This is a genomic window from Lysinibacillus sp. RS11, assembly GCF_042019215.1.
GTDB classification, from domain to species: domain Bacteria; phylum Bacillota; class Bacilli; order Bacillales_A; family Planococcaceae; genus Lysinibacillus; species Lysinibacillus xylanilyticus_A.
The window spans coordinates 818,530-842,884 of the sequence record NZ_CP168124.1; the positions used below are offsets into that span (position 1 = coordinate 818,530).

Sequence of the window (24,355 nt, forward strand, 5' to 3'; positions counted from 1 at the left end):
ATTTATGAAACTTTCTAACTAATTTGAAATTACAATCAAACCGTTTGCAGCCTCCCTTCGTTTCCTTTGATAGTACCGTAAAAAAACATTTATAAAATGGAGGAATAATCATGAAGAAGACCTTGTTTCTATCAGCTTTACTGCTCTTTGTTATTGCGGCTACCGGCTTGTCAGTCAATGCAAAAATGGACAGTAAGCAGGCGTCCCAGGCGACACCAAATTCCGTTCAAAGTGATCATGTCATCCGGGTGTACGGACCAGGCGGACCACTTGGACCAATCAAGGAAGCCGCTGAACATTTTTCAATTGAAACGGGAATAAAGGTGGAAGTAACAGCCGGACCAGAGGGCAATTGGATCAGCCAGGCAAAGCAAGATGCAGATATTATTTTCGGTGGCTCCGAATATATGCTGCAGGACTTCATCTTTAACCATCCCGAAATGATTGACACTAAATCACGAACGGAGCTTTACCCGCGTGCTGCAGGAATACTGGTGAGGAAAGGAAATCCAAAGAAGATTGAAAGCCTGGAAGATTTAACGAAAGATGGAGTCAAAATACTCGATGTGAATGGAGCTGGCCAGCTCGGCTTGTGGGAAGACATGGCAGGCAGAAAAGGGATAATCGAAGGTATTTCTCAAAATATTAACCTTTCTGTAAAGTCGAGTGCTGAAGCCATTGAACGATGGAAATCGAATTCTAGCCTAGACGCCTGGATTACTTATGAATCATGGCATTACCGACTCAAGGATGTGACCGACTTAGTCGAACTTCCCGAAGAAGAGAAGCTCTATCGTGGAACGCCGATCGCCCTGACGAAAATTACCGATCAGAAAAAAGAGGCACAGCAATTTATTGAGTATTTAAAAACGGAAGAAGGTCATCAAATCTTTCAAAAATGGGGATGGAAATAAGGAAGATCATTAAATCTGAAAAACTGGGAGGAACGTACATGAAAAAAGGAATTTTTACCCTCGCAATACTATCGATTATTTTTGTTTTGGCTGCCTGTGGAAAAAGCACTGAGGGAAAAACAGAGACGGATCAAGCTGATCAAGCCCAAACGGAACAAACTAAAACAGAACAAGCCCCGGCTAACAGCCTTCAGCTTTTGAAGAATGACAAAGTTGGAGAATACCTAGCAGATTCACAGGGAAAGACGCTGTATTACTTTAAGAAGGATGAAGCAGAAAAAAGCAATTGTAGTGGAGACTGCCTGGCAACCTGGCCGGCATTTACTCAGGAAGATTTCGCTGTCCCAGAAGGTTTTGACAAAAAGGATTTCGGTACAATTACAAGAGCAGACAACGGTCAGAAGCAAGTCACGTACAAAGGCTTTCCTCTTTATTATTTTGCTAAAGACCAGCAAAAAGGGGATGTGAATGGACAAGGAGTAAAAGATGTATGGTTTATCGTAAATAGCAAAACAGAATTTAAGTAAGCCTATCTTGGGAACGATCAATCGCGGTCGTTCCCATCCTTACTTTTAACTTCTTTCAGTAAGTGTCTTTTGTACCGAAAGAATATATTTTTATCCAATAGCAGGGAGTGCCACATGAAAGAAAATTACGATGCGGAATTAATGATATTGGTAAACGAAAAACACGGTCACGCATTAGAGGAGCTGTATGATCGATATATAAAGCTTGTTTACGGCTTCGTTATGAAGTTTTGTAATGGGAATGAGGAGAAGACGAAAGAAATTATTCAGTTGGTCTTTTTGAGGCTATGGACAACAAACAGCCAATACGATCCCGCTCAAGGCAGCTTTGTCAATTGGCTCCTCACGATTACTCGCAATATTTGCATTGACTACCACCGCAAAGAGAAGAGGCATACGCAACACTATCAAGAGGAACATGAAGAAATCGCCGACTTTGCCAATGTAATCGAGCAACGAGTAAATACGAATGATATTGAGATGGCGAAAAATAAATTGCCGACGGCGCAAAGAAAATTAATCGATTTGCTTTATTGGAAAGGCTATTCTCTTTCAGAGATCGCCAAGCTGGAACAAGAGCCGCTCGGCACGATTAAAAGCAGGTTGCACCAAGCACTTAAAGGTTTGAGGAAACATCTGGAATTGGAGGATATAAAATGAGAAGGGATTGTGATCATTTAATTCCATATATAGCAAATGAGCTCAAGGAGAGCGAACGCATAGCCTATGTTGAACATTTAAAGGATTGTACGAAATGTAAGGAAGAATATCAGGAATTGTCCCAGGCCTGGCATGCTTTGCCGTTTGATTATACTGAAATCGCGGTGCCTGAATCGTTAAAAGGCGAGGTGCTGGGATTCGTTTTTGATCATCAAACGAAAAGCGATACGGAAACATTCATGGCTAAGATGAGTAAGCTTATGATGAAGTTCAAAAGCCATTTCACTCCAGTTTCAACCAGTATATTGGTCGTCTTGTTGCTCGCTATTATTGGCCTTGGAATAGCGAATGTACAGGAAAAAAATCGCCATGCTGCAAATATACCCATTGAGATTTTAACGACCATTCCCTTAAAAGCAGCTAATCAAAGCCACACGGGAACAAACGGCATCGCATATATTGTCCAGCAGGGATCTGAGAAAAATTTGGTGGTGCAGGTTCACGAATTACCCGGCGTCGAAGGCTCACAGGTTTACCAGGTTTGGCTGCTGAAAAATGGCATAAGGGAAAATAGCGGCATATTCAAGCCAGATGAAAACGGATCCGGAATACTGACCTACCAGCTAGCCGAAGGGCAGACTTTTGATCAAATTGGCATCACTGTCGAACCGGACGCCAACAGCAGCCAGCCAAAGGGAGAAAAAATAGCCGGGTCATAGATGGGAACAGAAAAGGACAGATACATTTTTAAAAATGCTATTAATAAAAAGTATTCGTTAGGTTTATTAGAATTTGCTAATGTTAGTGACAAGGAATTAAAATACCAGTGGACTGTAATAGCAGCTTATAAATGATGGTGGAAAAGACAATACAGGTATAAAAAGGGAACTTTAAATATACAGTTTATTTTTTCTATTCATTGCTTTCGTCAATTTTAGTTTTCCAATTGACATTACCATATCTAAATGAACACACAATCCGGATATTGATGAGATGATCGATGAGGTTGATTATTTATTTTCGTTGAGTTTGAATAATCCAAGAGAAAGTTAATTATTAGGACAACAAACAAAAGCAAGTGAAGGAAGCGCGGAGCTTCCTTCACTTGCTTTATTTTTAGGGACTTATCGGATAAGCCCTCTATTTTTTAGAATAAGAGTATAATTGCATTATTTAATACGCCATAATGTAGCGTCATCTGTCTGAATTCGTTCAATCTTTTGTTGTAGCATACGTTTTTTTAATTCGCGTTCTGCTGTTTGTTCTGTTAATGAATAGATAAAAGCTACTTCATGTGTTGAAAGTGTATGGAATTTTATAAATAGCTCTTCCATTGTTGGTAATGGTTGACGCACAAGCTGTTCATCCATCATCTCTTGTAAAATATGTTCATATACGTCATAGGAATAGCTACCACTAACTTTAAGTCCCTCATCTTCAATACATTCATTGAAAAATACAATGCTAGGCACTTCATCAACTTCCATTTCACGTTTCATATATAAATCACATTGGAAGGCACGTGCTGTTTCCTTCGACCCAAAGTCTACAGAAAATTCATTCATGTCTAATTGAACATCCTCCGCAATTTTTAACAGCGTTGCATAGGAATTAACATCTTGATGGTTTAGTAATACATATTCTTGTAGTTTCGACAAATAGCGCGCTCCGGCACGTTTGCCCTGTAACTCTGCTGCTTTAATAGCAATAGATGGTAAAACAGGGTGATTTATGTCGAGTTCAATGCCTGATACACACCCCTTTACGCGCTTACTTAAACAATTTAAAGAGGTAAGCTCTGTGCTTAGCACAAGGCGCCATGTAAAGTAATGATTATACTCTAGCTGTAATTTACGAAGAATGGCTTGTATATTAAAAGCTTCAGGACAAAGTGGATCTACGAAAATATACAATTCAATTGGCTTATTCGCAGTAGAAATCTCAGGAGTTGGTGCTTGCAACATTTGAATATTATTCACGTAACAATTCCCCCTCATCGTCATTTGGTGTATTAATCATGTGATGAGCTGTTAATACTAAACGTTGATAATAAGTTTCACGGAACTTCCCTTCTAAACCAACTTCATCCATTGCTTCGGACATACATTCGAGCCAAGCTTGAGCACGATCGGGTGTAATTGGAAAATTCATATGACGTGCACGCATCATTGGATGTCCATGTTCCTCAGTAAAAAGATTTGGTCCACCTAAATACTGTGTTTGAAATTGAATTTGCTTGCGGGCTGTCTCTGTCAAATCTTCCGGAAAGATTGGAATAAGATCAGGATGCTGAGCAACTCTTTTATAGAATGCATGAATTAGCTCTGAAAGTTTTTCAGCTCCCAGCTCCTCATAAGGAACAGTGTATTTTCTACTCATAAGTTAAATGCTCCTTCAAGTCTTTATATCGTAAAGTACAATTTTATACTCGGTCATCTTCAAAAATGTGAATTTCTTGTGACTACCTTCATTCTATCAACGTCTTTTCGTTAACACAAACAAACCGCTCTTTGGAATTGTTTTTCGCTAGAAAAGAGCAAATTTCACCACAAAGGGTGAAATTTGCTGAAAAAGATTGTAATAACAGTGATTATGCGATTAAGCAGTGTAGTAATTCATCACTTTTTTGACATAATTCTGTGTTTCTTTGAAAGGAGGAACGCCACCATACTTTGTAACGCGAGAAGCTCCTGCGTTATAGGCAGCTAACGCTAACGTTGGATCATTATCGAATTTATCTAGCATTTGGCGTAAATATTTTGCCCCAGCCATAATATTTTGCTCAGGATCAAAAGCGTTAGTAACCCCTAAATGTTGTGCTGTTTTTGGCATTAATTGCATTAAACCTTGTGCCCCAGCATGACTAACCACTGTTGGATTAAAATTAGACTCTTGCTTGATTACGGCAGCGATAAGTTTCTCGGGTACATTATATGTAGCTGCTGCCTTTTCAATAATCGAAGCATATTGATTCGCCCCTGTTAATGCATTGGCATACGCTGTTGAACCAATGACATTATCTGAAACATAGGTGTCTAGTTTTGTACTAGATTGTGTGTTTGCTAATGCTGCCTGTACAGAATCAGGGATATAGACGGAATTAGAACCATTATAGAGCAATGATTGGTACCCACTATTTTGCATGTTTTCAAACAACCCATTTGAACTACTAAATTGGTTGATCGATGAAGAGACGCTTGATGCACTTCCGAGTAAACTGGACAATTTTGCACTATTAGCAGTTGTTGCACCGCCAAGCAATTCGCTAATCATGTCTGAAAACATAGAATTACTGTCTGTAAGATTGTTAGACGATGAATTTGCTGTAGAGCCTAGTGTTTGCAATGCTTGAATTTCAAGTAAAGTTCTGATTGATTGGATATCCAAGAAGTTGGTCACCCTTTCTTAAGCTATTAGTATTATTCTTTATTCATTTGTAATGCTTGCATAAAACGTGCGATTTTTTTATCTGCAGACCGTTTTTCAATACCATATTGCTGTAGAAATTCGTCGAAGATTGCATTTCCTTTTATTGCATCTTTTGATTCATATTCTACCTCATAATCGTCGCACTGCAAATAGAAAGAATGGTCAAATACTAGAAGACCATCTCTATAAGGTATTTCGACACGATCCGTTGTCAGTGAACCGAAAACTTCCAAATTTTCTAAAGGAATTTGAAATAGTGCTAGTCTTTTAGCTACCTCTTTGGCATAAAAACCTTCTCCTACAAGCATTTTGCTTGCCTGCTCAGCGGTTATTTCATCTGTTGTTTCTAAATGTGCATGCTCTGCACTTTTTTCTTTTAATGTACATTCAAAATATTTGTCGATTTGTCTAATACGGAGCCCGCTTTGTAATTTCCGAATAGCTTGGGAAGGAGTGTCGAAATAATGATTTGTTTGACGATGAATAGCATTTTCGGAAATGTTGAACTCTTGCAATAAATGCTCGTATTGTTGTTTTGTTAAGAGGTTTTTAAATTCTATTTCAAGTTGTTGTGCCATATATGATCACCTGTTTAGTTTAAATTTTTTCAAATGTGTTGATTACGAAGAAAGAAAAGTTTAATTCGTTAATATTTACACACTGCAACTATTTACCCTGTATGCTAAAATAAGAGGAAGAGTACGAAAAAAAAGGGGAACGGCATGTGCGTAAAATTTATACGATAGAAACATTGAATTTTGAAAACGAGCAACTTCATTTTAGTTTAAACGACATTGATGAAAATTTACAGTTAAAACCTGCTGCACAACTAATTGCAGATTCTGATGACTTTGCGTTTATTTATTTACTTGATGCAGGAGAAAATTATCATTATTTGCGTTTTCCACCAAGTAGTTGGGATCAACTTGTACATATTTTACAAAAAAAGAAAAATCCAAAGCTGCAATTAGGTGAAGAAGTTATTGAACTTACCAATTTTTACGATGAATTGGAAATGCTCGTGTATAATATTGAAGGAAATTACAATTACGGAGCGGAATTTGTCCAAGCAGTGGAACAACACTTCAAGACAATTCTCGCTGAATAAAAAGACAAAACGAACAGACGGTGTTGGTTTTGTTCGATACCGAATGTCGGGAGGTTTTTGTGATGGGACAATGGGAAATATTTTTAGGTCCTTATAAACAAGCAGTAGATGAGTTAAAAGTAAAATTAAAGGGTATGCGTTCGCAGTTTGGTATTGTTAATGCAAATTCACCAATCGAGTTTGTTACAGGGCGTGTAAAACCTTTAGCAAGTATATACGATAAAACATTAGAAAAAGGGCTTTCCTTTGAGCCTTCTAAACAACTGGGTGATGAGCTAGGTGATATTGCAGGCCTTCGTATTATGTGTCAATTTGTAGATGATATTTCAACAGTTACGGAGCTAATCCGTCAACGAAAAGATATGCGCGTAGTAGAAGAACGTGACTATATTACACATAATAAACCAAGTGGATATCGCTCATATCACATGATTGTTGAATATCCTGTTGAGACGATTCAAGGGAAAAAATTGGTATTAGCTGAAATTCAAATAAGAACACTAGCTATGAATTTCTGGGCATCTATTGAGCATTCATTAAATTATAAATATAAAGGCATGTTCCCAGAGGAAATAAAAAATCGCCTTCAAAGTGCTGCAGAGGCGGCCTTCCGATTGGATGAGGAAATGTCGTCCATTCGCAGTGAGATTCAAGAAGCACAAGCTTATTTTAGCGAATACAAAGAAGCATCGAATCCTAATTTACTATCAGAGAAGGAGCGTGACATAAAATGAAATTTTCCATTCAATCACGTAGAGATGCACAATCGAACGAATTAATGGAGCTAGCAAGAACGTATTTGCAGGATTTTGGGCTAACTTATGATGAGGAATCGCCTGAAATCGTAGTCTCTATTGGAGGAGATGGAACATTATTACATGCCTTTCATCGATATTCTCATTTGCTAGATCAGGTTGCCTTCGTAGGTATCCATACAGGACATTTAGGATTTTACGCGGACTGGAAGCCATCTGAATTAGAAAAGCTTGTTTTGTCGATTGCTAAGAAAGACTTTAACGTTGTGGAGTATCCTTTACTAGAGGTGAAGGTGGAGCATCATAATGCGGAGTCCAATACGTATTTAGCGTTAAATGAAGCGACTGTGAAATCACCTGATGTCACGCTTGTTATGGATGTGGAGTTAAATGGCAATCAGTTTGAACGTTTCCGTGGAGATGGGCTTTGTGTGTCGACTCCTTCGGGTAGCACAGCGTATAATAAAGCCCTCGGTGGAGCGATTATTCACCCGACTTTAGCTGCATTCCAAATTACTGAAATAGCATCTATCAATAACCGTGTCTTCCGTACAGTTGGTTCACCACTCATTTTACCAGCCCACCATCACTGTATTTTACGTCCAGTTAATGATCAAAACTTTAATATGACGGTTGATCATTTACAAGTTACGCAAGGCGATGTGAAGTCGATTGCTTTTAATGTAGCAAATGAACGAGTACGTTTTGCTCGTTTCCGCCCATTCCCATTCTGGGAACGAGTCCATGAATCGTTCGTGGCAAATGAGTAAGATGGATACAAGGTTTACACTGCATTTTATAGCAGAAAAGGAAGGTCAACTACTAAGGGAAGCCTTAACTGAATGGCGAATCTCTAAGCGAGCTTTAACAGCAATTAAATTTGATGGAGGTTTATTGACAGTGAATGATGTCGAACGAAATGTTAGACATCCTCTTCACGTTGGTGATCGAGTTGAAGTGAAATTCCCTCCAGAAGAAAAAAGTGAAGGACTTGCTGTTGAACATGGTGAACTCGCTATTACTTTTGAAGATGAAGCTATTTTAGTGCTTAATAAGCCAGCGCATCAGAGTACGATCCCTTCGAGAGAGCATCCAACGCTTAGCGTAGCTAATCTAGTGTGTGGTCATTTTCAGAAGCAAGGTCTAGCATCTACTGCCCATATCGTCACGAGACTTGATCGTGATACTTCTGGCTTATTATGCATTGCTAAACATGCTCATATCCATCATTTAACGGGACTTGCACAGCGTAGTGGAGAAATTTCTCGACAATATGAAGCAATAGTGCATGGACATGTAGCCCAAGATATACAATCAATCATTGCTCCTATTGGACGCAAAGAGACGAGTATTATTGAGCGAGAGGTACGTGAAGACGGTCAATTTGCGCATACCGATGTGACAGTTTTAAGACGCTTTTATTTACATGATGAACCGATGACACATATACAACTAAAGTTACACACAGGGCGTACACATCAAATTCGTGTGCATATGGCTTATGTGGGACATCCACTTGTTGGAGATGCACTTTATGGTGGAAGTCGCAACCATATCAATAGACAAGCCCTACATTGTGTGTCTTTAAAGATGCTCCACCCCTTAACAGGTGAGAGTTTACACTTCACAAGTGACTTAAACAAAGATATGCAGCAATTACTGAATGACTCCTTAGCCTAAAGTTTAGATTTTTTTTAAAACCTATACTATGACGAAGACGATCTAAACAGTCTTTAGTTCACTAATTGTGAAAACTATTTTATATATTTAAGGAGATGTTCGCACAAACGGGCATCTCCTTATCATTTTTTATCTCTTATAAGAAAGTTTTCTTAACAGCACGTTAACAGAAAAGAAAGTGTTTGTAGGATATAGTAAAACAGAGGGCTTTTTAGGCACATTACTATAAGGTAGGGATGACATTTTTTAAAATGTAGTATAAGTTGATTGGAGTGAGACTCGGCGACTCCTTGGGGATCAGTAATAGAGGAACAAAGGCTAAAACCATCACGTCCTGTGATAACGCCTTCGTGACCAACATCCGTGCTGTTGCTGTCGCTGCGCTTTCGCACAAACAAAACCCTCTGCTGCTGCTTCGTTAGCACTACGCTTTCGCGCAAAGCGCCCAGTCGGAACGGAAATCAACTCCACGTTATAGTTATAGGTAAAAAACGGAAAATTTTATACGCAGATTTATCCAATTAAATCCTGGTAATGTCGCGGGTCATTAGGAGTTAAAAAAAGGGTTTGCAGAAAAGGTACAATACACTCTATTATATAAAAGGTAGATTTACGGCATTGTCCGTAATGATTTAACTTATTTCAGCAAATGTTTTCTGTACCGAAAGCATAGCAACAGGTTCAAATGAATTTACTTTTCGGCGGTTGGTCAAACACCCGCTGAAATTTCGGCAGATGTCACTGAATCGGAAAGGAGTTCTTAGAGGATGTTAGCCTAAAATCATCGCATCCATGCGATAACGGCTAACTGACCTGCATCGGTAAAAACGCCACGTCCTGTGGCATTACCGAAATGACCGACATCGTGTCGGCCCTCGTGCAGGCCTAAGCACAAAGCCGATTCTGGACGCAATTATGCCGAGGCATAATTGATTCTCGGAAGGAGGGGACAAGCATGATAGAGGAAAGAAATGAAAAGGATGATGTGCAATTCGACGAGGCACGTTTGCGAGAAATGCTCGAAGCACATGATATTGACGCATTCCGCGATGAGTTTTTAGAGCTTCATCCGTATGATCAGGCAACGTTTTATGAGAAGGTGGAACCTGATATAAGGAAGATCATCTATTCGTTCTTGTCTCCGACGGAAATGGCTGATATTTTTGAGGCAATCGAAATAGATGATGATGAGTACACAGCATATCTAGCTGAGATGGCTCCGTCATATGGTGCAGAAATGCTTTCTCATATGTATGCAGATGATGCAGCAGACGTTTTAAATGAGTTGGATACAGAGCAACGTGAAAGCTATTTAGGCATGATGGATGAGGAAACAGCTGAAGAAATTAATGAACTATTAAGCTACGATGAATATACTGCCGGTTCGATCATGACGACAGAATATGTAGCAATCCCAGAAAATTCTACTGTGCGTTCAGCAATGGCGATTTTACGAAAAGAGGCTCCGGATGCCGAAACAATTTATTATATTTTTGTCGTTGACGAAGCACATCGATTAACAGGCGTTATTTCACTTCGTGATTTAATTATTGCTGATGAAGATACCCTTATACGTTCAATTATGAATGAACGTGTTGTGATGGTGCATGCAGGGGATGACCAAGAAGAGGTTGCTCAAATTATGAAGGACTATAATTTCCTAGCAACTCCAGTTATCGACGATAAAGGAGAATTACTAGGGATTATCACAGTCGACGATATTATTGACGTTATTGATGAGGAAGCATCGGAGGATTACTCTAAATTAGCGGGTATTTCCGATATGGATAAATTTGATACGACTTCATTACAAGCAGCTAAAAAACGCTTACCATGGCTTGTCATATTACTATTTTTAGGAATGTTAACAGCAAATTTGATGGGACAGTTTGAGGCAACGTTAGAACAAGTAGCCTTACTTGCGGTGTTTATCCCTCTTATTTCAGGTACTTCTGGGAATAGTGGAACTCAGGCACTAGCGGTAGCTATTCGAGGAATTGCGACAGGAGACGTCGAAGATCATAGTAAGTTCAAATTACTACTACGTGAAGCAGGAACAGGCTTAATGTCTGGAATTGTTTGTGGGCTGATTGTTATCGGCATCGTCTATATTTGGAAACAAGAGCTTATTCTTGGAATGCTGGTAGGTGCAGCGTTATGTGGTTCTATTTTAGTGGCTACAGTTGCAGGTTCTTTTATCCCACTGCTTATGCATCGTTTGAAAATTGATCCAGCCGTTGCATCAGGTCCATTTATTACAACATTAAATGATATTACAAGTATTTTAATTTACTTAGGTTTAGCGACAGTTTTTTTAAGTCAGATAGGCTAAGAACCAAATCCCTTTCTTTTGCATATTGTAAGAAAAAAGGGAAGTGAGTAATGTGGATCGAGAGCCACGCTTGTTTATAAAGTCACCACAATATTTTCTAAATATCTCTAAGGTGCTACATGAACTTGATTTGACTGAAAGTACATCAGTGTATGTAAAGGATGGCTATTTCAATGAACAAACAATGGAAGAAAAAGAAGAAGTGGTAGAGGAAGTACTCATAGATCCGTATTTACTAAAGCAACTTCAATTTTTAGAAAAGCCGTTTCGACAAAAAGCCTATCAACCGTTAGTAATATCTTTGAAAGATGGTAGGAAATTACACGGTAATGCATCTGATGTACAGACTGATTCATTGATGTTTACTTCTTTAGAATTAAAGACACAAGAGATTATCTATTTTGAGGATATTGCGCAAATATTATGGCGAGGCAAAAAATTACCTACCTTATGAAAAAAGTGTACAGCAGAGGATGCTGTACACTTTTTTTATGTGTAGTGTGTCAAAGGAGAAAAGATTAGTTACAAATACCTAAGTCAACATCAGCAATACATTGTACAGCGCAGAAACAAGATAAATCTACAGTGATACAGCTCTCAGTTGGATTCCAGTCATCTACTTTACATATTTTTTTCATGTTGACACAGCAACCATCACGACTTAATAGGTCTACTGTACTTTCACTAGAGTCAAATGAACATAAAGGCTCTAAAACACGCAAAGTAGCGCAGCACTCATCAAACATATCTTCTACACGGAAAAATACTGATGTACATATACATGGATCTGCTGTTGGAGAACTAAAGAATGCTTTGAAAGGAGTACCATCTTTGGTAATTAACATGAATACACGTGTATCTGCATGAGAGCGTGAAGGACTTACAATGCCTCCAAGTGGTTCTAAGAAACAGTTAGCTGTACATGGTTGACATTCTTCTCTCACCGCTTGATTTTGAATGTCTAAAATAGCGCGTACTACGTCACAAACGCAGCCTGCTGAATGGATTGGTCCAATAGGATTTGTTGGCTTGCCACAACCCATATTGTCACCTCCTTTCCTCGTTACTACTTATACAATATGTACCCTTGAAAAATGGACACGGGCTTTCGCCTTTCGTATATCTTGTTAGGTGAATAGTTTTTTTATCTAAGGAGAAACTGTAAAGAAAAGGAGGGTAAAATCTTGAGGCTATTAGGAATAATGTTACCTCTATTAGTTAGTGTGTCGCTTTTAAGTAGTTGCAATGAGAAAGAAAAATTTATTGTCTACGGTTCACCGGATAATGAAAAGGAAGTTGAAGCCATTTTAAAAGAACATGACTTTGTTGATAAAACAACGGTTATCCAATATGACGATAGTATGCTTGTAGCAGTTCAAATTAAACCATGGGATAAGTGGAAAAAGGCTAAATTAGAGAAAAAGTTGCAAAAGGAATTTGATGAAAAATATCCGAATAAAGACGTTTTGGTTTCAGCTGATTTTAAAATATTTTATGAAGCCAATAAAATAAAAAAGGATAAAATTGAAGATAATAAACTGAACGATAAAATTAAGGAATTGAAAGAGCTTTCAAAGGAGGAGTCATAATGGAGAAAGAGCAATATAAAAAGCTAGAACAAAATGTCACACCGAAGCCACCCTACTTAAAGAATGTTGCAAAGGCTTTTTTTGTAGGAGGTCTTATTTGTACAATCGGACAAGCTGTTTCACTTTTTTATATGATTTTCTTTAACTTTACGGAAGCGACAGCAGGAAATCCGACAGTTGCAACAATGGTGTTTTTCGCCATGATTTTAACGGGCTTTGGTTTATATAAGAGAATCGGTCAATTTGCTGGAGCTGGATCGGCTGTGCCTGTTACAGGGTTCGGGAATGCTGTGATTTCAGCTGCTATTGAGCATAGATCTGAAGGATTAGTGCTTGGTGTTGGTGGAAATTTATTTAAATTAGCGGGGTCAGTTGTATTATTTGGTGTTGTATCTGCTTTTTTTGTTGGCCTTATTAAATATATTCTTGTGACGATAGGAGTGGTTTCATGGTAATTGTCTTTCAATCGAAACCGTCCTTACTAGCGGGTGGTGTGGTAGCAGGCCCGCTAGAGAAACGTAGTATATTTAGTCAATATTTTGATGCGATTTATGATGACGAGCGTTGGGAAATGAAAACAAATGAACAGGGTCATCGAAAAATGGTTGAAGAGGCTTGTGAATTTGCCATGAAAAAAGCTGGCGTGAAAAATCCGGACATTGATTACTTTATGGGTGGCGATTTAGTTAATCAAATGACACCGACCAATTTTGCAGCTAGAGATTTAGCTATTCCTTTTATTGGATTGTTCTCTGCGTGTGCTACCTCTGTTTCTTCAGTAATTGTTGCGAGCCTTTTAACAGAAGTAGGTGCCGCAAATTTCTCGCTAGCTGGTGCATCTAGTCAACATAATGCAGTTGAACGACAATTCCGCTATCCAGTCGATTATGGCTCGCAAAAACCTCAAACTGCTCAATGGACGGTAACAGCTGCTGGTTTTGCGCTAATTGGTAAGCATCATGAGGAATATCCTTCTATTGAAGCAGCAACAGTTGGAAAATCAATTGATTATGGTATGGATGACCCGTTTCATATGGGTGCTGCAATGGCACCAGCTGCTTTTCAAACGATTCAATCACATTTAGAGCAGCGTAATCAAAAAATATACAATTATGATTTAATTTTAACAGGTGATTTAGGTCAACTTGGCTTGAAACTTTTAAAAGGAATGCTTGTTGAAAGTGGCGTAAAGAATGAGGAGTTAACACTTTTACGTGATGCAGGTGCTGAATTTTATGGACAGGATGAATCATTCCAATCTGGTGCAAGTGGTGCAGGCTGTTCAGCAGCAATATTTTTTAGTTATGTGATCCAACAAATGCGAGCAGGTACCTATAAGCGAGTACTTCTTGTAGCAACAGGAGCATTACTGTCCCCGCTTTCGTTTCAACAGGGTGAAACAATTCCATGTACGGCACATGCAATTGAAATTACAATGAAATGAGGTAAAAGCTATGGTTATGTCATTTGTATTTGCATTTATTGTAGGAGGCATTATTTGTGTTATAGGTCAATTATTAATGGATGTTGGTAAATTAACACCCGGACATACATTGAGTACGCTAGTCGTAGTGGGAGCAATTTTAGACGGGATGGGCTTGTATGAACCTCTAATTGATTTTGCAGGTGCAGGTGCAACAGTGCCTATTACATCTTTTGGAAATTCATTAACGCATGGTGCAATGGCTGAGGCAGAGAAGCACGGTCTTGTAGGCGTGTTGAGTGGGATGTTTGAAGTAACAAGTGCAGGAATCAGTGCTGCCATAGTGTTTGGCTTTATCGGCGCTTTAATTTTTAAACCAAAAGGAAATATTGACTAGACGAATACCCCACCCATTTCTACAACGAAAACATATTATAGGTTGTAGAAGGGAGGGGTATTTTTATGGGATATCAAGGCTGGTGCGCACAACCGTATGGAGGAAATGTTGGTAGCTATAACGCTAGTTATTGTGGAGGCGAATACTACGGCGGCTATTGTGGTCATGGCAATAGCTCAACATTTGTCCTAATTGTTGTCCTATTTATTCTTCTAATTATTGTCGGCGCTACTTTCATGTAATGTAACATCGCAGACGCAATAATTGATTAAATGTGACAGTAGATAAAAGGCTTTAGCTTTTCTTCAGAGTACTCATTATCTGAATAAAGTTTAAAGCCTTCACTCATTGTTAAATGTTTTGTATGAAAACAACGGTGGAAAAAATTAAAATTTTAACTGATAGGAGGGGGAACATGCATCGCGGGTTTTTTAATTCAATTGAACAAAAAACTGGGGTTTCAATGGAGGAAATCTTCGCATTAGCAAATGCAATTCAACATGCAGATTTTACAAATGAAAAACAAGTAAGAAAAATCGTACGACGTGTAAGTAAGATATCCAAAAGACAAGTTTCGCAAGAGCTTGAGGATAAAATAGTACAATCTATTATTCAAGATGGTGATTCACTAGATTTCGATAAAATTACTAAAATGATGAAATAGTATGATATATTCACATGCAAAGAAATATCAAAAAGGTTGGTTAAATGGATGTTCATTTATCATTCAACTTTTACAAAAAGGGTGTTACGATATGCATCAGCATTTTCGTAACACCCTTTTGTTAAATGTTTTTTTCCATAGCACGATGTGGAATACCTGCGTCCATAAACTCAGGAGATGTTACCGAATAGCCAAGCTTTTCATAAAAAGGAATAGCATAGCTTTGTGCATGGAGTTTTAGTTTTTTCATTTGAATGGAAATGGCATGCTTCTCCATTTCCTTCATTATTAAAGCACCTAGGTTTTTGCCACGCTGGTCTTGTAAAATACAGACACGTTCAATTTTTGCAGCATCGTTTTCAATACTACGCAAACGTGCGGCACCTACTGGCTCATTACCTTCATACATAATGAAATGCGTTGCGGATGCATCCTCAGCATCGCATTCTAGATGAAGCGGCACACCTTGCTCTTCTACAAAAACTTTTTTGCGGACTGTAATCGCATCATCATGTTCTTTTGTCGTTTCAACAATCTTAACGTTATACAAGTTTTACTCATCCCCAGTCAATCGGAATGTTTCATAAGTTGTCCAAGAGCCATCTTCTAATTGATATAAAAGATGGATGCGATCAATCGTATCTTTTTCGTCAACGCCTGTCATACGTAATTGCCCAAAGATGTCATCGTGCTCTGAGGCTGTCATTTTTTGAGCAATTGTAATATGTGGGACAAAAACATGTTTAGTTTCTCCAAACGGAATTTTTTCATTTAGTGCATACTGAAATGCTTCTAATTGTTCTGTCGGATCAATGCGGAAATAAATTGCATTTGTTGTAGGGAAAAACGAACTGATGCGTGATGCATGAATGTTTAAAGGTGCATATTTGGCAGCAAGTTCATCTAATTGCTTTACAACGGAATTAATATCTTCATCTGTTGCTTCAAAGCTGTCTTTTAACGTCATATGCGGTGTAATTTTCGCATAATGCGGATCATAACGTTTGCGATAAGTGTTAGCTAAATCTTGCAATTTTTTTGATGGAAACGCCACAATACCGTACTTCATAGTCCATTACCTCCCGAAAATAAACAAATTTACTATTAAAGTATAACAGAAATTTCTCTTTTCGTAATTTGAATAGCCCAAATTAATTGAAATTTTCAATTAATGCGCGCCGTAAATCAGGTTTCCAATATTTCCATGTATGATTGCCGTCAAACTCATCATAAAATGTAGAGAATCCTTTGCTTAACATAAGGTTATGCAATTGACGATTTGGTGTTAAAAAATCCTTTATTGTTTTGTCCATTGTTACCACTTGGTCTTCTTTTTTTCCGACAATATGATAAATAGAAATTGTTCCTGGATCTTTAAAATTTTCAACAGCTTTAAGCACATCTTCGTCGACATATGGTGACTGTAAAATGGCTTTACCAAAAATACTTGGATATTTTAAAGCAGCCATTAAGGAAGCAGTTGCAGCCATGGAGTCACCTATCAATCCACGGCTCATGCCCATTTGGTAAGTTGCAAATTCAGCATCTAAATATGGCACAAGCTCATGTGCTAAAAAACGCAGATAAGCTTCATGTTGCTCTCCACTAGGGATATATTTGTGACGTCGATCCTTTATATCTTTATATGGAACGAACGCGATAATTAAATTTTCGATTTCATAGTCATCGATAAGTTCATCAGCAAGTTTTGTGATTCCCCCAAGTTGGAAATAATCCTTACCATCTGATGCAATTAAAATATTATATTTATATAGTGGGGAATAATTTGCAGGGACATAAATATATAACTGTAATTCCTCCTGCAACGCTTCACTATAGAACTTTAAATCCTGTACAGTTCCCTTATCCAATGATGACACTCCTTCATGTGTTTGTAACAAAATTGTACCATATACGAAAGTAAAGGTATAATAGGTGAGGCTAGCACTTTATTAGCAAAAAAACGAAATGAGGGTTGGTTATGCATAATAAAAGTACTCGCATACATTCTGATGAAGTAGCGAAGGCAGCCCAAGCTGCACTCATTCGTCGCGGTGTATCGCTCGAGGATATTGCTAAAATCGTTTATGAAATGCAAAAAACCTATAATGAAGGCTTAACATTAGAACACTGTGTTCATTCTGTCGAGCGTGTATTACGTAAACGTGAAGTTCAACATGCTTTATTAGTAGGTATTGAATTAGATGAACTTGCAGAGAAAAAGTTATTATCTGCACCATTACAGCAAATAATAGAATCTGACGAAGGTTTATTTGGTGTGGATGAAACAATCGCACTTGGATCTGTTTTTACATATGGTAGCATAGCGGTTACAACTTTCGGACACTTAGACAAGCAAAAAATCGGTATTATTAAAAAGTTAGATACAGAACCTGGACATCATGTAAATACGTTTTTAGATGATTTAGTTGGCAGTATCGCAGCTTCTGCCGCATCACGTATAGCACATCGTATGCGTGACTTGGAAGAAGAGGGCGAGACATTTGCTGATATTGAGCCAGAAGAGCTAGGACCAAAACCAAAATCACATAACGAGATTTAACAAAGTCTTTACTAAAAACAGAGCCTCCTCATTACTGTAGGAGGCTCTGTTTTTAGTATGCTTAGACAATTGTTTTGTATACTCACACACGGAATCTTTATACGTAATCGTTAACATTAGATGCGATGATAGAAAAGCAAAAATATATGGAAGTAGCAAATAGACAGACACGTTATGAGATAGTAAATAGTCAGCTAGTTGAAGTATCCCAAAATCATTGAGTTGTTTGCACCTACATAGCTTGAATGTAATAGCTTGATATTTTACAATAGAAACAAACATCGTGAAACTCTTTCGGACTTTTGATTCGTTAGTTGTAAGGGAACTATTTTTGCTATATCTGGATTCATTATATATGTATGAAAGTGTACATATTTACTGATGTAGAATAATGATGTACTAAGTTGTGATGTGTAAATATTGCTTAATTATATAATTATTATGATCTTCGGTTTTTGAAACTGAAGTTTTTTTAATGAGTAGGGTAATACTCTAATCACGATTGAAAAACTCTTCAGCAAAAACAAATCAAATTCATTGTGATATTAGTGGGCTTTATTGATAATAGACTTAAATAAAGTAGTAAGAGGAGAGGTACTGAAAATGAGTGACAAAGATATTAAGACGTTAATCACTAGCGGAACGATTATTTTTGCTGTTGTGTTGTATTTAATATTCAGATAAATTTTTAGGTCTTCAATTATCATTTAACTGGGGATTTTTGATTTTATGAAAAGATAGGATCAGAAATTATATTATTAATAGGAAAATGTGAGTAATACTATTGAAGATAAGATTATAAGATATTTAATTTCGATAAAAACTATTAAGGAATGTGTCGTAAGGAATTAAAAAGGTGACAAATTATTGATCACCTTTTTAATTTTGATGTGCATAGAGTTGGAAGTGGCAAACTAAAATGTTTGAAGCACTAAAGGTATCAGATTGGTTACGGAGGCATTGTCTAACTTGGAATCGTAGTATTTGAATTCTAGAAAATGATACATAAGGAAAATAAATGGCTCATCACCAAAAGTTGTGGATGACATTTGTTAAAACATATACTATATAAATAAGTTGATTGGAGTGGAGGCTGGGTGACTCCTTGGGGATCAGCGTCACAGATGAGACCCTGGAGCGAGCAACGCGAGTGAAGCGGCTCATCGGACGCCCCCAGGAAAGCGCCCAGTCGGAACGGAAATCAACCACACGTTTTGGTGATGAACCAAATAAATGATATATTTTATCTTTAAGAAAGTAGGATACTGATTTGAAAAAATTCTATTTGGCTTTGTTCTTTTCTACATTGCTTATAAGTGGATGTACGGAAGAAACTAGCACAGATATTATTGAAACTGAAGATATACAAGGAATTGTAGCTTCAACAATGGAAACGGCTGAAAAGCACGATGTGAGTAAATTTGAAGAATACGAACTACAAGATATAATTGACGGCGACACAATAAGAATAAAATATAATGGTAGCCCAGAAAAAGTACGTTTTCTTCTTGTAGATACCCCTGAAACTAATCACGAAACGTTAGGAGAGCAACCTTATGGGCCAGAAGCTAAAGAATTTACAAAGCAGCTACTAGCTGGTCAAGATACGGTTTATTTAGAATTCGACGTTTCATATCGTGATAAATATAAAAGGTTACTAGCATATGTTTATACTAAAGATGGTATTAGTGTTCAAGAGCAACTATTGAAAAATGGATTAGCTCGCGTGGCCTATATTTATGATCCAAATACGAAGCATGTAGATTGGTTTAAATCGATTCAAAAAACTGCGCAAAAATCTGCTATTGGTATTTGGTCAGTTGAAGACTATGTAACAAATCGTGGTTATGATAAAGATGCATATTATGCTGCAACAAAAGATAATTCTAAGACAGAAAATGACGAATCTAATACGGCTAATAAAAACAGTTGTGTAATTAAAGGTAATATTAATTCAAAAGGTAATAAAATTTACCATATGCCTGGACAACGTGATTATGACAATACAGTAGCAGAAGAAATGTTCTGTACTGAAGAAGAAGCCGAAGCTGCTGGGTTTCTTCCAGCTACAAGATAAGATTGATAGACCTTTTAATAGTAAGTGATTTTTTTCTTAGATGATATAAGAATTATTAAAATAAAGCTGCATTATTTGTCAGTAAGGTTTATTAGACTAGTGTATAGCTGACTTTGAATAGAAAAATGGAGAAATTGAGTCCGTTCAATTCCTCCATTTTTTTATTTAAGCAAATTATTGTAATTTGTAGTTTTGTAAAAAATTCCTGTTCAGATGAAGCTGGAAGACTATTATCAGTTCTCGTTGGACAAATAACACAAGGTGAAATTCTTGAGGTTGGAACTGGTATTGGTGTAGGGAGTTCTTGGATACTTTCTTCCATTCTCCAACAGTAAAATTTATTACGGTGGATAATTCAAAAGAAAAAATTGATGCTATTGCGGATCATATTAGACATAACCAAGCGGAATTTATTTGTGGGGATTGGAAAGAGATTATTGCAAAAGGTCCTTCTCAATCTATTTTTGCAGATCCAGCACTTCATGGATGGTTAACGGAGTGCTTTACTTCATAATGGGTAGAGCCTTTTTCTTCATAAATGAAGGAAAAGGTTAGTTGAAGAAGGGTTTTTGGACTTTTTGTGGAATATATTACCTAAAAAAGTCTGGTATTGGTGTAATATTCACATCGTGATTAACCAGACAGTGGGAGGAGTTTAAAATGTCATTAAAAGCAGGAGATATAATTACGTTTGAACGAACTTTTACAGTAAGGGATGTTGAATTATTTACTGAGATTTCAGGGGATGCAGGGATACATCACATAACTCCAGATGAACAAGGAAGACTTGTCATTCAAGGATTATTAACGGCAACTCTGCCAACAAAAATAGCTGGAGATAATAACGTACTGGCTCGTAGTACGAGCTTTGAGTTTTTAAGACCTGTTTTTACAGGTGATACAATCGTTTGTATAGTTAAAATTGAGCAATACGAAAGGCAAGAAAATAATAGAACAGCGTTTGTTGCATCCTTTTTATGTAAAAATCAGAATGAAAAAGAAGTATTGAAAGGAGATGTATCAGGCGTAATTCTTTAAACTTTATTATAGTAACGGAAGCACTATCGAAATCTACGGGATAGCATTCCTGGCATAACTAAAAAGAGTTAATAGATGTAAAAGCAGATAGTTTGTGAATAAATGAACGTAAACTATCGGGGGCGATTGTTCAATTAGAGCAATCGCTTTTTCACTAACAGTGCTGGTTAGTTGAAGAGTGTTGTTCAACAATATTTTATAAATATTCCAATTGTATTTTATTAACATATATTGTATTATTAATTCAATTTAAAAGGAGGTAAAAATTATGGTCGTATATTTCTCAATAATTAAAAAAACTACACATCATCATATTGATTAGTCTTGCTATCTTTATTAATTTTTTAATATTGAATAGGAAGACTTTTTCCCGTTGAATCGTATAATTAAAGCCGTTTTAGAGCTTTAGTGTTATACGGTTTTTTTATTTGCTAAAACGAGGAGGAAGATATGATGAAAAAGATGGATTACCAAAATGTAAGAGGAACGCAAGATTATTTACCTAAACAAGAAGCTATTCGCCGTACAATTCGTAGAACATTAGAAGATACGTTTATTTTATATGGCTGTGAAACATTGGAAACACCAATTCTTAATTATAAAAATTTAATGGCATCTAAATATGCAGGTGGGGCAGAAATTTTACAGGAAATGTATACTCTAACGGATCGTGGGGAACGTGATTTAGCGTTACGTTATGATTTAACAATACCATTTGCAAAGGTTATTGCTATGAATCCAGAATTATCGATGCCATTTAAACGCTATGAAATTGGTAAAGTATTTCGTGATGGGCCAATTAAGACAGGTCGTTTACGTGAGTTTACTCAATGCGATGTGGATATTGTTGGCGTAAAATCACAAGTTGCTGAAGCAGAGCTTATGATGATGGCAGTTGATGCATTTTACAAGCTGGACGTAGACATTCTCATTCAGTACAACAATCGAAAGTTACTTTACGGTTTGTTGCAATGTTTTGCTGTACCTGAAGCAGTGATGAATAGAGTTATATTAGTACTTGATAAAATGGAGAAAATTGATCGAATGACATTAGTGAAGGAGCTAGAAGAGTTAGCGTTAACGAGCGATTCATTAGCTGCAATCGAACAATTTTTAGATACTGAACCAGCATTTGATTATTTCGAGCAATATGCAACGTTGAATAACTTTGTGCAAGAAGGTATTGCAGAGCTGCGTGAGTTAGATTCGTATTTGCAAACTCTAAATGTAATGGACAATTGCATTTTTAATCCATTTTTAGCACGTGGCCTTGAAATTTACACAGGGACTATCTATGAAATTTTTTTAAAGGAAGGTTCCATCAAATCAAGTATTGGCAGTGGTGGTCGTTATGACAATGCAATTGGTGGGTTGATTGGCAGCGATCAAAGCTTCCCGACAGTCGGTATTTCATTTGGTTTAGATGTGATATTTACAGCATTTGAATTGAATGGAAAAGTTGCTGTTGAAAGTGAAATTGATGTTTATATTATTCCTATGGGTGTTGAAAAGGAAGCATTACAGCTGGCCACAACACTTCGTCAACAACGAAAACGTGTGGTCGTTGAACTGAGCCACAAAAAACTACGCAAGGCGATGGACAAGGCAAATCGAGAAAATATACCGAACGTTATTGTTTTAGGTGAGCAAGAAGTTAAGAATAACACATATCAACTGAAGAATATGATGACAGGAACGACTGAAGAAAAAAGTTATAATTTTAGTAAACCATTACTGAAAAGGTAAACGGAGGCATAGGTGCAATAATCTCCTGATGTTGCAACAAATAGCTTTAATTTCAGCTGATTTGGAAACAGATAGAATTTATTCACCTTCTTATTAAATTCCCATGAAAGAACTTAATCATCTTTCATTTTCTGTGGTGAAGTGCTGATTTTTGCATTTCATGGATGGCTAACGGGTAGCGTTAGTGAAACAAGGATTTATAACGTATACAAAGCAAACCTAATAATCGTTCCCAAATGATACTTTGATGACTCTACGAGGAAAGCTTTCTAAACGACGTTTTGGAAACTTGTTTAGAAATTATTTGACTGATATAGAAACAAAAAAGGAATAATGTTACAATCTGTAGGATTATATTAAAATATGAGGTATTTCTTATGAAATTATTACTTTACTTTTTTTACACTATCGCGGTTCTTGCTATTATCACTTTTACTTATGCTTTAGTTAAGTTAGGCACTTTCGATTGGTCTTCTCTTGCAATAACATTTTGTATGATTGGGGTTGCAACGGGATTAAAAAAGAACACTAAAAACATTCAATCTAAAGTCGGATAAAATAAACAATCAATGCTTTAAAAGCGAAGCACAACACGAGTAAAACCTACATCGAGTTCGATTGATGCGTTTATTTAAGCTATACAATCACATACAAAATAACGTTCCCAAATCAAGCTTGATAACATTTCAAACAGCTACAAACACTGTTAAATCGGTGTTTGTAGCTGTTTTTTTATAGAAAATAACACTCTGAGACGCTGCGAAAAATAATTTTAAAGAAGACTGTTCGAACCACTTGTTCTGAATGGCCGTAACATATAAATAGAATCTCAATGAAAAGTATCCAAAGCTTCCTTTAGGTACTTGTCACTTTATGGTACAATTACCGCTGTTAGTAATTTTAGAGGGAGAAGTCATGAGAATTTATAAATTAGCTTGTATAGGTGCATTTATTATACTCTTGTCAGGGTGTAATGCATTTTCAGCTCCATCAGAAGAACCATCTGCAAAAGTAGAGTCTAAAGAAGTGTCAGAAGTTGTAAAAAAGGAACCTGTTATCTTAGATGTCAACACGTATATGGAAAAGTATCAAGACCAAATGGGAGGTTCTAGGCCCCTTGTGATTGATGAAGAGGTCGCGTCTCGAATGGGTGAAAGCAAATCTTATTTTTCTAATTCTCGTGATATGCCATTTAAAATATCTTTATTAAATACCGGTACTGAAAGCTTTTTATTCAAAATTCAAAATGTAGATGATAAAGAAATACTTATAACAAATGGTGTTTTAAAAAGTAATGAAAGTTATGAGAAGGTATTTGACGGATTCCCTGAAGGCGATTATGTCATCTCTTACCTAATAGAAGAGGAAAAGTCTCCTGATGATATAAAACTGAAGGTAAAGGTAGAGTTCCTTCCTTGGATCAATTGAGTTTCTTTAATATTCTTTTGAGTGT

The 24,355-nt window shown here is 37.0% G+C and carries 32 protein-coding genes; 24 read left to right on the plus strand and 8 right to left on the minus strand.

The features are described from left to right. Positions 1 to 110 precede the first annotated feature (110 nt). The 4 genes from AB9L17_RS03985 to AB9L17_RS04000 all read left to right on the plus strand — a co-directional run bounded on the left by AB9L17_RS03985 (position 111) and on the right by AB9L17_RS04000 (position 2,820). Complete coding sequence (locus AB9L17_RS03985; protein ID WP_223552880.1) at positions 111 to 914, plus strand: extracellular solute-binding protein; 804 nt, start codon at positions 111 to 113, stop codon at positions 912 to 914. Between the two features lie 38 nt (positions 915 to 952). After that, on the plus strand, positions 953 to 1,441 hold the full coding sequence (locus AB9L17_RS03990; RefSeq protein ID WP_375200127.1) for a hypothetical protein: 489 nt from the start codon (positions 953 to 955) through the stop codon (positions 1,439 to 1,441). 114 nt (positions 1,442 to 1,555) lie between these two features. Further along, a complete protein-coding gene (locus tag AB9L17_RS03995) occupies positions 1,556 to 2,101 on the plus strand; it encodes an RNA polymerase sigma factor (RefSeq protein WP_068983448.1) in 546 nt (181 codons plus the stop codon). Continuing rightward, on the plus strand, positions 2,098 to 2,820 hold the full coding sequence (locus AB9L17_RS04000) for an anti-sigma factor (RefSeq protein WP_375200128.1): 723 nt from the start codon (positions 2,098 to 2,100) through the stop codon (positions 2,818 to 2,820). The genes AB9L17_RS03995 and AB9L17_RS04000 overlap by 4 nt, the downstream gene beginning before the upstream one ends. 450 nt (positions 2,821 to 3,270) lie before the next feature. On the opposite strand, the gene AB9L17_RS04005 is transcribed toward AB9L17_RS04000, so the two are convergent. The 4 genes from AB9L17_RS04005 to AB9L17_RS04020 form a co-directional block, all read right to left on the minus strand. After that, entirely contained in the window at positions 3,271 to 4,080 is an 810-nt protein-coding gene (locus AB9L17_RS04005) for a DsbA family protein (RefSeq protein ID WP_068983446.1), read from the minus strand. Then, positions 4,073 to 4,480, minus strand: a complete 408-nt coding sequence (locus AB9L17_RS04010; RefSeq protein WP_068983445.1) for a globin — start codon at positions 4,478 to 4,480, stop codon at positions 4,073 to 4,075. The genes AB9L17_RS04005 and AB9L17_RS04010 overlap by 8 nt, the downstream gene beginning before the upstream one ends. A 219-nt stretch (positions 4,481 to 4,699) precedes the next feature. Further along, a complete protein-coding gene (locus AB9L17_RS04015) occupies positions 4,700 to 5,488 on the minus strand; it encodes a lytic transglycosylase domain-containing protein (RefSeq protein WP_068983444.1) in 789 nt (262 codons plus the stop codon). A 32-nt stretch (positions 5,489 to 5,520) separates the two neighbouring features. Beyond that, a complete protein-coding gene (locus tag AB9L17_RS04020) occupies positions 5,521 to 6,108 on the minus strand; it encodes a CYTH domain-containing protein (protein ID WP_375200129.1) in 588 nt (195 codons plus the stop codon). Positions 6,109 to 6,254: 146 nt separating this feature from the next. On the opposite strand from AB9L17_RS04020, the gene AB9L17_RS04025 reads away from it, so the two are divergent. The 6 genes from AB9L17_RS04025 (at position 6,255) to AB9L17_RS04050 (ending at position 11,859) form a co-directional block, all read left to right on the plus strand. Continuing rightward, a complete protein-coding gene (locus tag AB9L17_RS04025; protein ID WP_068983442.1) occupies positions 6,255 to 6,638 on the plus strand; it encodes a hypothetical protein in 384 nt (127 codons plus the stop codon). Between the two features lie 62 nt (positions 6,639 to 6,700). Beyond that, complete coding sequence (locus AB9L17_RS04030; RefSeq protein WP_068983441.1) at positions 6,701 to 7,372, plus strand: GTP pyrophosphokinase; 672 nt, start codon at positions 6,701 to 6,703, stop codon at positions 7,370 to 7,372. Next, entirely contained in the window at positions 7,369 to 8,163 is a 795-nt protein-coding gene (locus AB9L17_RS04035) for an NAD kinase (RefSeq protein WP_068983440.1), read from the plus strand. The genes AB9L17_RS04030 and AB9L17_RS04035 overlap by 4 nt, the downstream gene beginning before the upstream one ends. 1 nt (position 8,164) lies before the next feature. After that, entirely contained in the window at positions 8,165 to 9,073 is a 909-nt protein-coding gene (locus tag AB9L17_RS04040) for an RluA family pseudouridine synthase (protein WP_317853378.1), read from the plus strand. A 955-nt stretch (positions 9,074 to 10,028) separates the two neighbouring features. After that, on the plus strand, positions 10,029 to 11,405 hold the full coding sequence (mgtE, locus tag AB9L17_RS04045) for a magnesium transporter (RefSeq protein WP_068983439.1): 1,377 nt from the start codon (positions 10,029 to 10,031) through the stop codon (positions 11,403 to 11,405). A gap of 52 nt (positions 11,406 to 11,457) precedes the next feature. Further along, a complete protein-coding gene (locus tag AB9L17_RS04050; RefSeq protein WP_068983438.1) occupies positions 11,458 to 11,859 on the plus strand; it encodes a hypothetical protein in 402 nt (133 codons plus the stop codon). Between the two features lie 64 nt (positions 11,860 to 11,923). Here AB9L17_RS04050 and AB9L17_RS04055 read toward each other — a convergent pair whose 3' ends face one another. Then, on the minus strand, positions 11,924 to 12,448 hold the full coding sequence (locus AB9L17_RS04055; protein ID WP_068983437.1) for a CotY/CotZ family spore coat protein: 525 nt from the start codon (positions 12,446 to 12,448) through the stop codon (positions 11,924 to 11,926). A 141-nt stretch (positions 12,449 to 12,589) separates the two neighbouring features. Here AB9L17_RS04055 and AB9L17_RS04060 point away from each other — a divergent pair, with 141 nt between their 5' ends. From AB9L17_RS04060 to AB9L17_RS04085, 6 genes are all read left to right on the plus strand, one after another. Then, complete coding sequence (locus AB9L17_RS04060; RefSeq protein ID WP_254660113.1) at positions 12,590 to 12,994, plus strand: hypothetical protein; 405 nt, start codon at positions 12,590 to 12,592, stop codon at positions 12,992 to 12,994. Then, a complete protein-coding gene (gene spoVAC, locus AB9L17_RS04065) occupies positions 12,994 to 13,449 on the plus strand; it encodes a stage V sporulation protein AC (RefSeq protein ID WP_223552872.1) in 456 nt (151 codons plus the stop codon). Before AB9L17_RS04060 ends, spoVAC begins: the two co-directional genes overlap by 1 nt. Further along, positions 13,443 to 14,438, plus strand: coding sequence for a stage V sporulation protein AD (locus tag AB9L17_RS04070; RefSeq protein WP_068983435.1), 996 nt, complete (start codon positions 13,443 to 13,445; stop codon positions 14,436 to 14,438). The genes spoVAC and AB9L17_RS04070 overlap by 7 nt, the downstream gene beginning before the upstream one ends. A gap of 16 nt (positions 14,439 to 14,454) precedes the next feature. Next, on the plus strand, positions 14,455 to 14,814 hold the full coding sequence (gene spoVAE, locus AB9L17_RS04075; RefSeq protein ID WP_374967608.1) for a stage V sporulation protein AE: 360 nt from the start codon (positions 14,455 to 14,457) through the stop codon (positions 14,812 to 14,814). Positions 14,815 to 14,879: 65 nt separating this feature from the next. Next, positions 14,880 to 15,056 carry a YjcZ family sporulation protein gene (locus tag AB9L17_RS04080; RefSeq protein WP_083226900.1) on the plus strand — a complete coding sequence of 59 codons (177 nt, stop codon included), beginning with the start codon at positions 14,880 to 14,882 and terminating at the stop codon, positions 15,054 to 15,056. Positions 15,057 to 15,229: 173 nt separating this feature from the next. After that, positions 15,230 to 15,478 carry a stage VI sporulation protein F gene (locus tag AB9L17_RS04085; RefSeq protein ID WP_068983433.1) on the plus strand — a complete coding sequence of 83 codons (249 nt, stop codon included), beginning with the start codon at positions 15,230 to 15,232 and terminating at the stop codon, positions 15,476 to 15,478. 121 nt (positions 15,479 to 15,599) lie between these two features. On the opposite strand, the gene AB9L17_RS04090 is transcribed toward AB9L17_RS04085, so the two are convergent. The 3 genes from AB9L17_RS04090 to AB9L17_RS04100 form a co-directional block, all read right to left on the minus strand. Next, complete coding sequence (locus AB9L17_RS04090; RefSeq protein WP_068983432.1) at positions 15,600 to 16,028, minus strand: GNAT family N-acetyltransferase; 429 nt, start codon at positions 16,026 to 16,028, stop codon at positions 15,600 to 15,602. 3 nt (positions 16,029 to 16,031) lie between these two features. After that, positions 16,032 to 16,547 carry a YjcG family protein gene (locus AB9L17_RS04095; RefSeq protein ID WP_068983431.1) on the minus strand — a complete coding sequence of 172 codons (516 nt, stop codon included), beginning with the start codon at positions 16,545 to 16,547 and terminating at the stop codon, positions 16,032 to 16,034. An 82-nt stretch (positions 16,548 to 16,629) separates the two neighbouring features. Beyond that, a complete protein-coding gene (locus AB9L17_RS04100) occupies positions 16,630 to 17,349 on the minus strand; it encodes an alpha/beta hydrolase (protein ID WP_068983430.1) in 720 nt (239 codons plus the stop codon). 110 nt (positions 17,350 to 17,459) lie between these two features. On the opposite strand from AB9L17_RS04100, the gene AB9L17_RS04105 reads away from it, so the two are divergent. The 8 genes from AB9L17_RS04105 (at position 17,460) to AB9L17_RS04140 (ending at position 24,330) form a co-directional block, all read left to right on the plus strand. Then, complete coding sequence (locus tag AB9L17_RS04105) at positions 17,460 to 18,041, plus strand: phosphatidylglycerophosphatase A family protein (RefSeq protein ID WP_068983429.1); 582 nt, start codon at positions 17,460 to 17,462, stop codon at positions 18,039 to 18,041. A gap of 1,105 nt (positions 18,042 to 19,146) precedes the next feature. After that, on the plus strand, positions 19,147 to 19,278 hold the full coding sequence (locus AB9L17_RS04110) for a hypothetical protein (protein ID WP_263297349.1): 132 nt from the start codon (positions 19,147 to 19,149) through the stop codon (positions 19,276 to 19,278). Positions 19,279 to 19,311: 33 nt separating this feature from the next. Beyond that, positions 19,312 to 20,118 carry a thermonuclease family protein gene (locus AB9L17_RS04115; protein WP_068983427.1) on the plus strand — a complete coding sequence of 269 codons (807 nt, stop codon included), beginning with the start codon at positions 19,312 to 19,314 and terminating at the stop codon, positions 20,116 to 20,118. 304 nt (positions 20,119 to 20,422) lie between these two features. After that, complete coding sequence (locus AB9L17_RS04120; protein ID WP_068983426.1) at positions 20,423 to 20,632, plus strand: hypothetical protein; 210 nt, start codon at positions 20,423 to 20,425, stop codon at positions 20,630 to 20,632. Positions 20,633 to 20,778: 146 nt separating this feature from the next. Continuing rightward, entirely contained in the window at positions 20,779 to 21,156 is a 378-nt protein-coding gene (locus AB9L17_RS04125; RefSeq protein WP_068983425.1) for an enoyl-CoA hydratase, read from the plus strand. A gap of 453 nt (positions 21,157 to 21,609) precedes the next feature. Next, entirely contained in the window at positions 21,610 to 22,902 is a 1,293-nt protein-coding gene (locus AB9L17_RS04130) for a histidine--tRNA ligase (RefSeq protein ID WP_375200753.1), read from the plus strand. A 377-nt stretch (positions 22,903 to 23,279) separates the two neighbouring features. Then, positions 23,280 to 23,459: a hypothetical protein gene (locus AB9L17_RS04135; RefSeq protein WP_068983423.1), complete on the plus strand. Its 180-nt coding sequence runs from the start codon at positions 23,280 to 23,282 to the stop codon at positions 23,457 to 23,459. A gap of 358 nt (positions 23,460 to 23,817) precedes the next feature. Then, positions 23,818 to 24,330 (plus strand): hypothetical protein, encoded by a 513-nt coding sequence (locus AB9L17_RS04140; protein ID WP_068983422.1) that lies wholly within the window; start codon positions 23,818 to 23,820, stop codon positions 24,328 to 24,330. Positions 24,331 to 24,355 lie beyond the last annotated feature (25 nt).

Coding starts and splice junctions, on each gene's coding strand:
- AB9L17_RS03985 (WP_223552880.1), top strand. CDS start 111: ATGAAGAAGACCTTGTTTCTATCAGCTTTACTGCTCTTTGTTATTGCG.
- AB9L17_RS03990 (WP_375200127.1), top strand. CDS start 953: ATGAAAAAAGGAATTTTTACCCTCGCAATACTATCGATTATTTTTGTT.
- AB9L17_RS03995 (WP_068983448.1), top strand. CDS start 1,556: ATGAAAGAAAATTACGATGCGGAATTAATGATATTGGTAAACGAAAAA.
- AB9L17_RS04000 (WP_375200128.1), top strand. CDS start 2,098: ATGAGAAGGGATTGTGATCATTTAATTCCATATATAGCAAATGAGCTC.
- AB9L17_RS04010 (WP_068983445.1), bottom strand. CDS start 4,480: ATGAGTAGAAAATACACTGTTCCTTATGAGGAGCTGGGAGCTGAAAAA.
- AB9L17_RS04020 (WP_375200129.1), bottom strand. CDS start 6,108: ATGGCACAACAACTTGAAATAGAATTTAAAAACCTCTTAACAAAACAA.
- AB9L17_RS04030 (WP_068983441.1), top strand. CDS start 6,701: ATGGGACAATGGGAAATATTTTTAGGTCCTTATAAACAAGCAGTAGAT.
- AB9L17_RS04035 (WP_068983440.1), top strand. CDS start 7,369: ATGAAATTTTCCATTCAATCACGTAGAGATGCACAATCGAACGAATTA.
- AB9L17_RS04040 (WP_317853378.1), top strand. CDS start 8,165: ATGGATACAAGGTTTACACTGCATTTTATAGCAGAAAAGGAAGGTCAA.
- mgtE (WP_068983439.1), top strand. CDS start 10,029: ATGATAGAGGAAAGAAATGAAAAGGATGATGTGCAATTCGACGAGGCA.
- AB9L17_RS04055 (WP_068983437.1), bottom strand. CDS start 12,448: ATGGGTTGTGGCAAGCCAACAAATCCTATTGGACCAATCCATTCAGCA.
- spoVAC (WP_223552872.1), top strand. CDS start 12,994: ATGGAGAAAGAGCAATATAAAAAGCTAGAACAAAATGTCACACCGAAG.
- AB9L17_RS04070 (WP_068983435.1), top strand. CDS start 13,443: ATGGTAATTGTCTTTCAATCGAAACCGTCCTTACTAGCGGGTGGTGTG.
- spoVAE (WP_374967608.1), top strand. CDS start 14,455: ATGTCATTTGTATTTGCATTTATTGTAGGAGGCATTATTTGTGTTATA.
- AB9L17_RS04080 (WP_083226900.1), top strand. CDS start 14,880: ATGGGATATCAAGGCTGGTGCGCACAACCGTATGGAGGAAATGTTGGT.
- AB9L17_RS04085 (WP_068983433.1), top strand. CDS start 15,230: ATGCATCGCGGGTTTTTTAATTCAATTGAACAAAAAACTGGGGTTTCA.
- AB9L17_RS04095 (WP_068983431.1), bottom strand. CDS start 16,547: ATGAAGTACGGTATTGTGGCGTTTCCATCAAAAAAATTGCAAGATTTA.
- AB9L17_RS04105 (WP_068983429.1), top strand. CDS start 17,460: ATGCATAATAAAAGTACTCGCATACATTCTGATGAAGTAGCGAAGGCA.
- AB9L17_RS04125 (WP_068983425.1), top strand. CDS start 20,779: ATGTCATTAAAAGCAGGAGATATAATTACGTTTGAACGAACTTTTACA.
- AB9L17_RS04130 (WP_375200753.1), top strand. CDS start 21,610: ATGAAAAAGATGGATTACCAAAATGTAAGAGGAACGCAAGATTATTTA.
- AB9L17_RS04135 (WP_068983423.1), top strand. CDS start 23,280: ATGAAATTATTACTTTACTTTTTTTACACTATCGCGGTTCTTGCTATT.
- AB9L17_RS04140 (WP_068983422.1), top strand. CDS start 23,818: ATGAGAATTTATAAATTAGCTTGTATAGGTGCATTTATTATACTCTTG.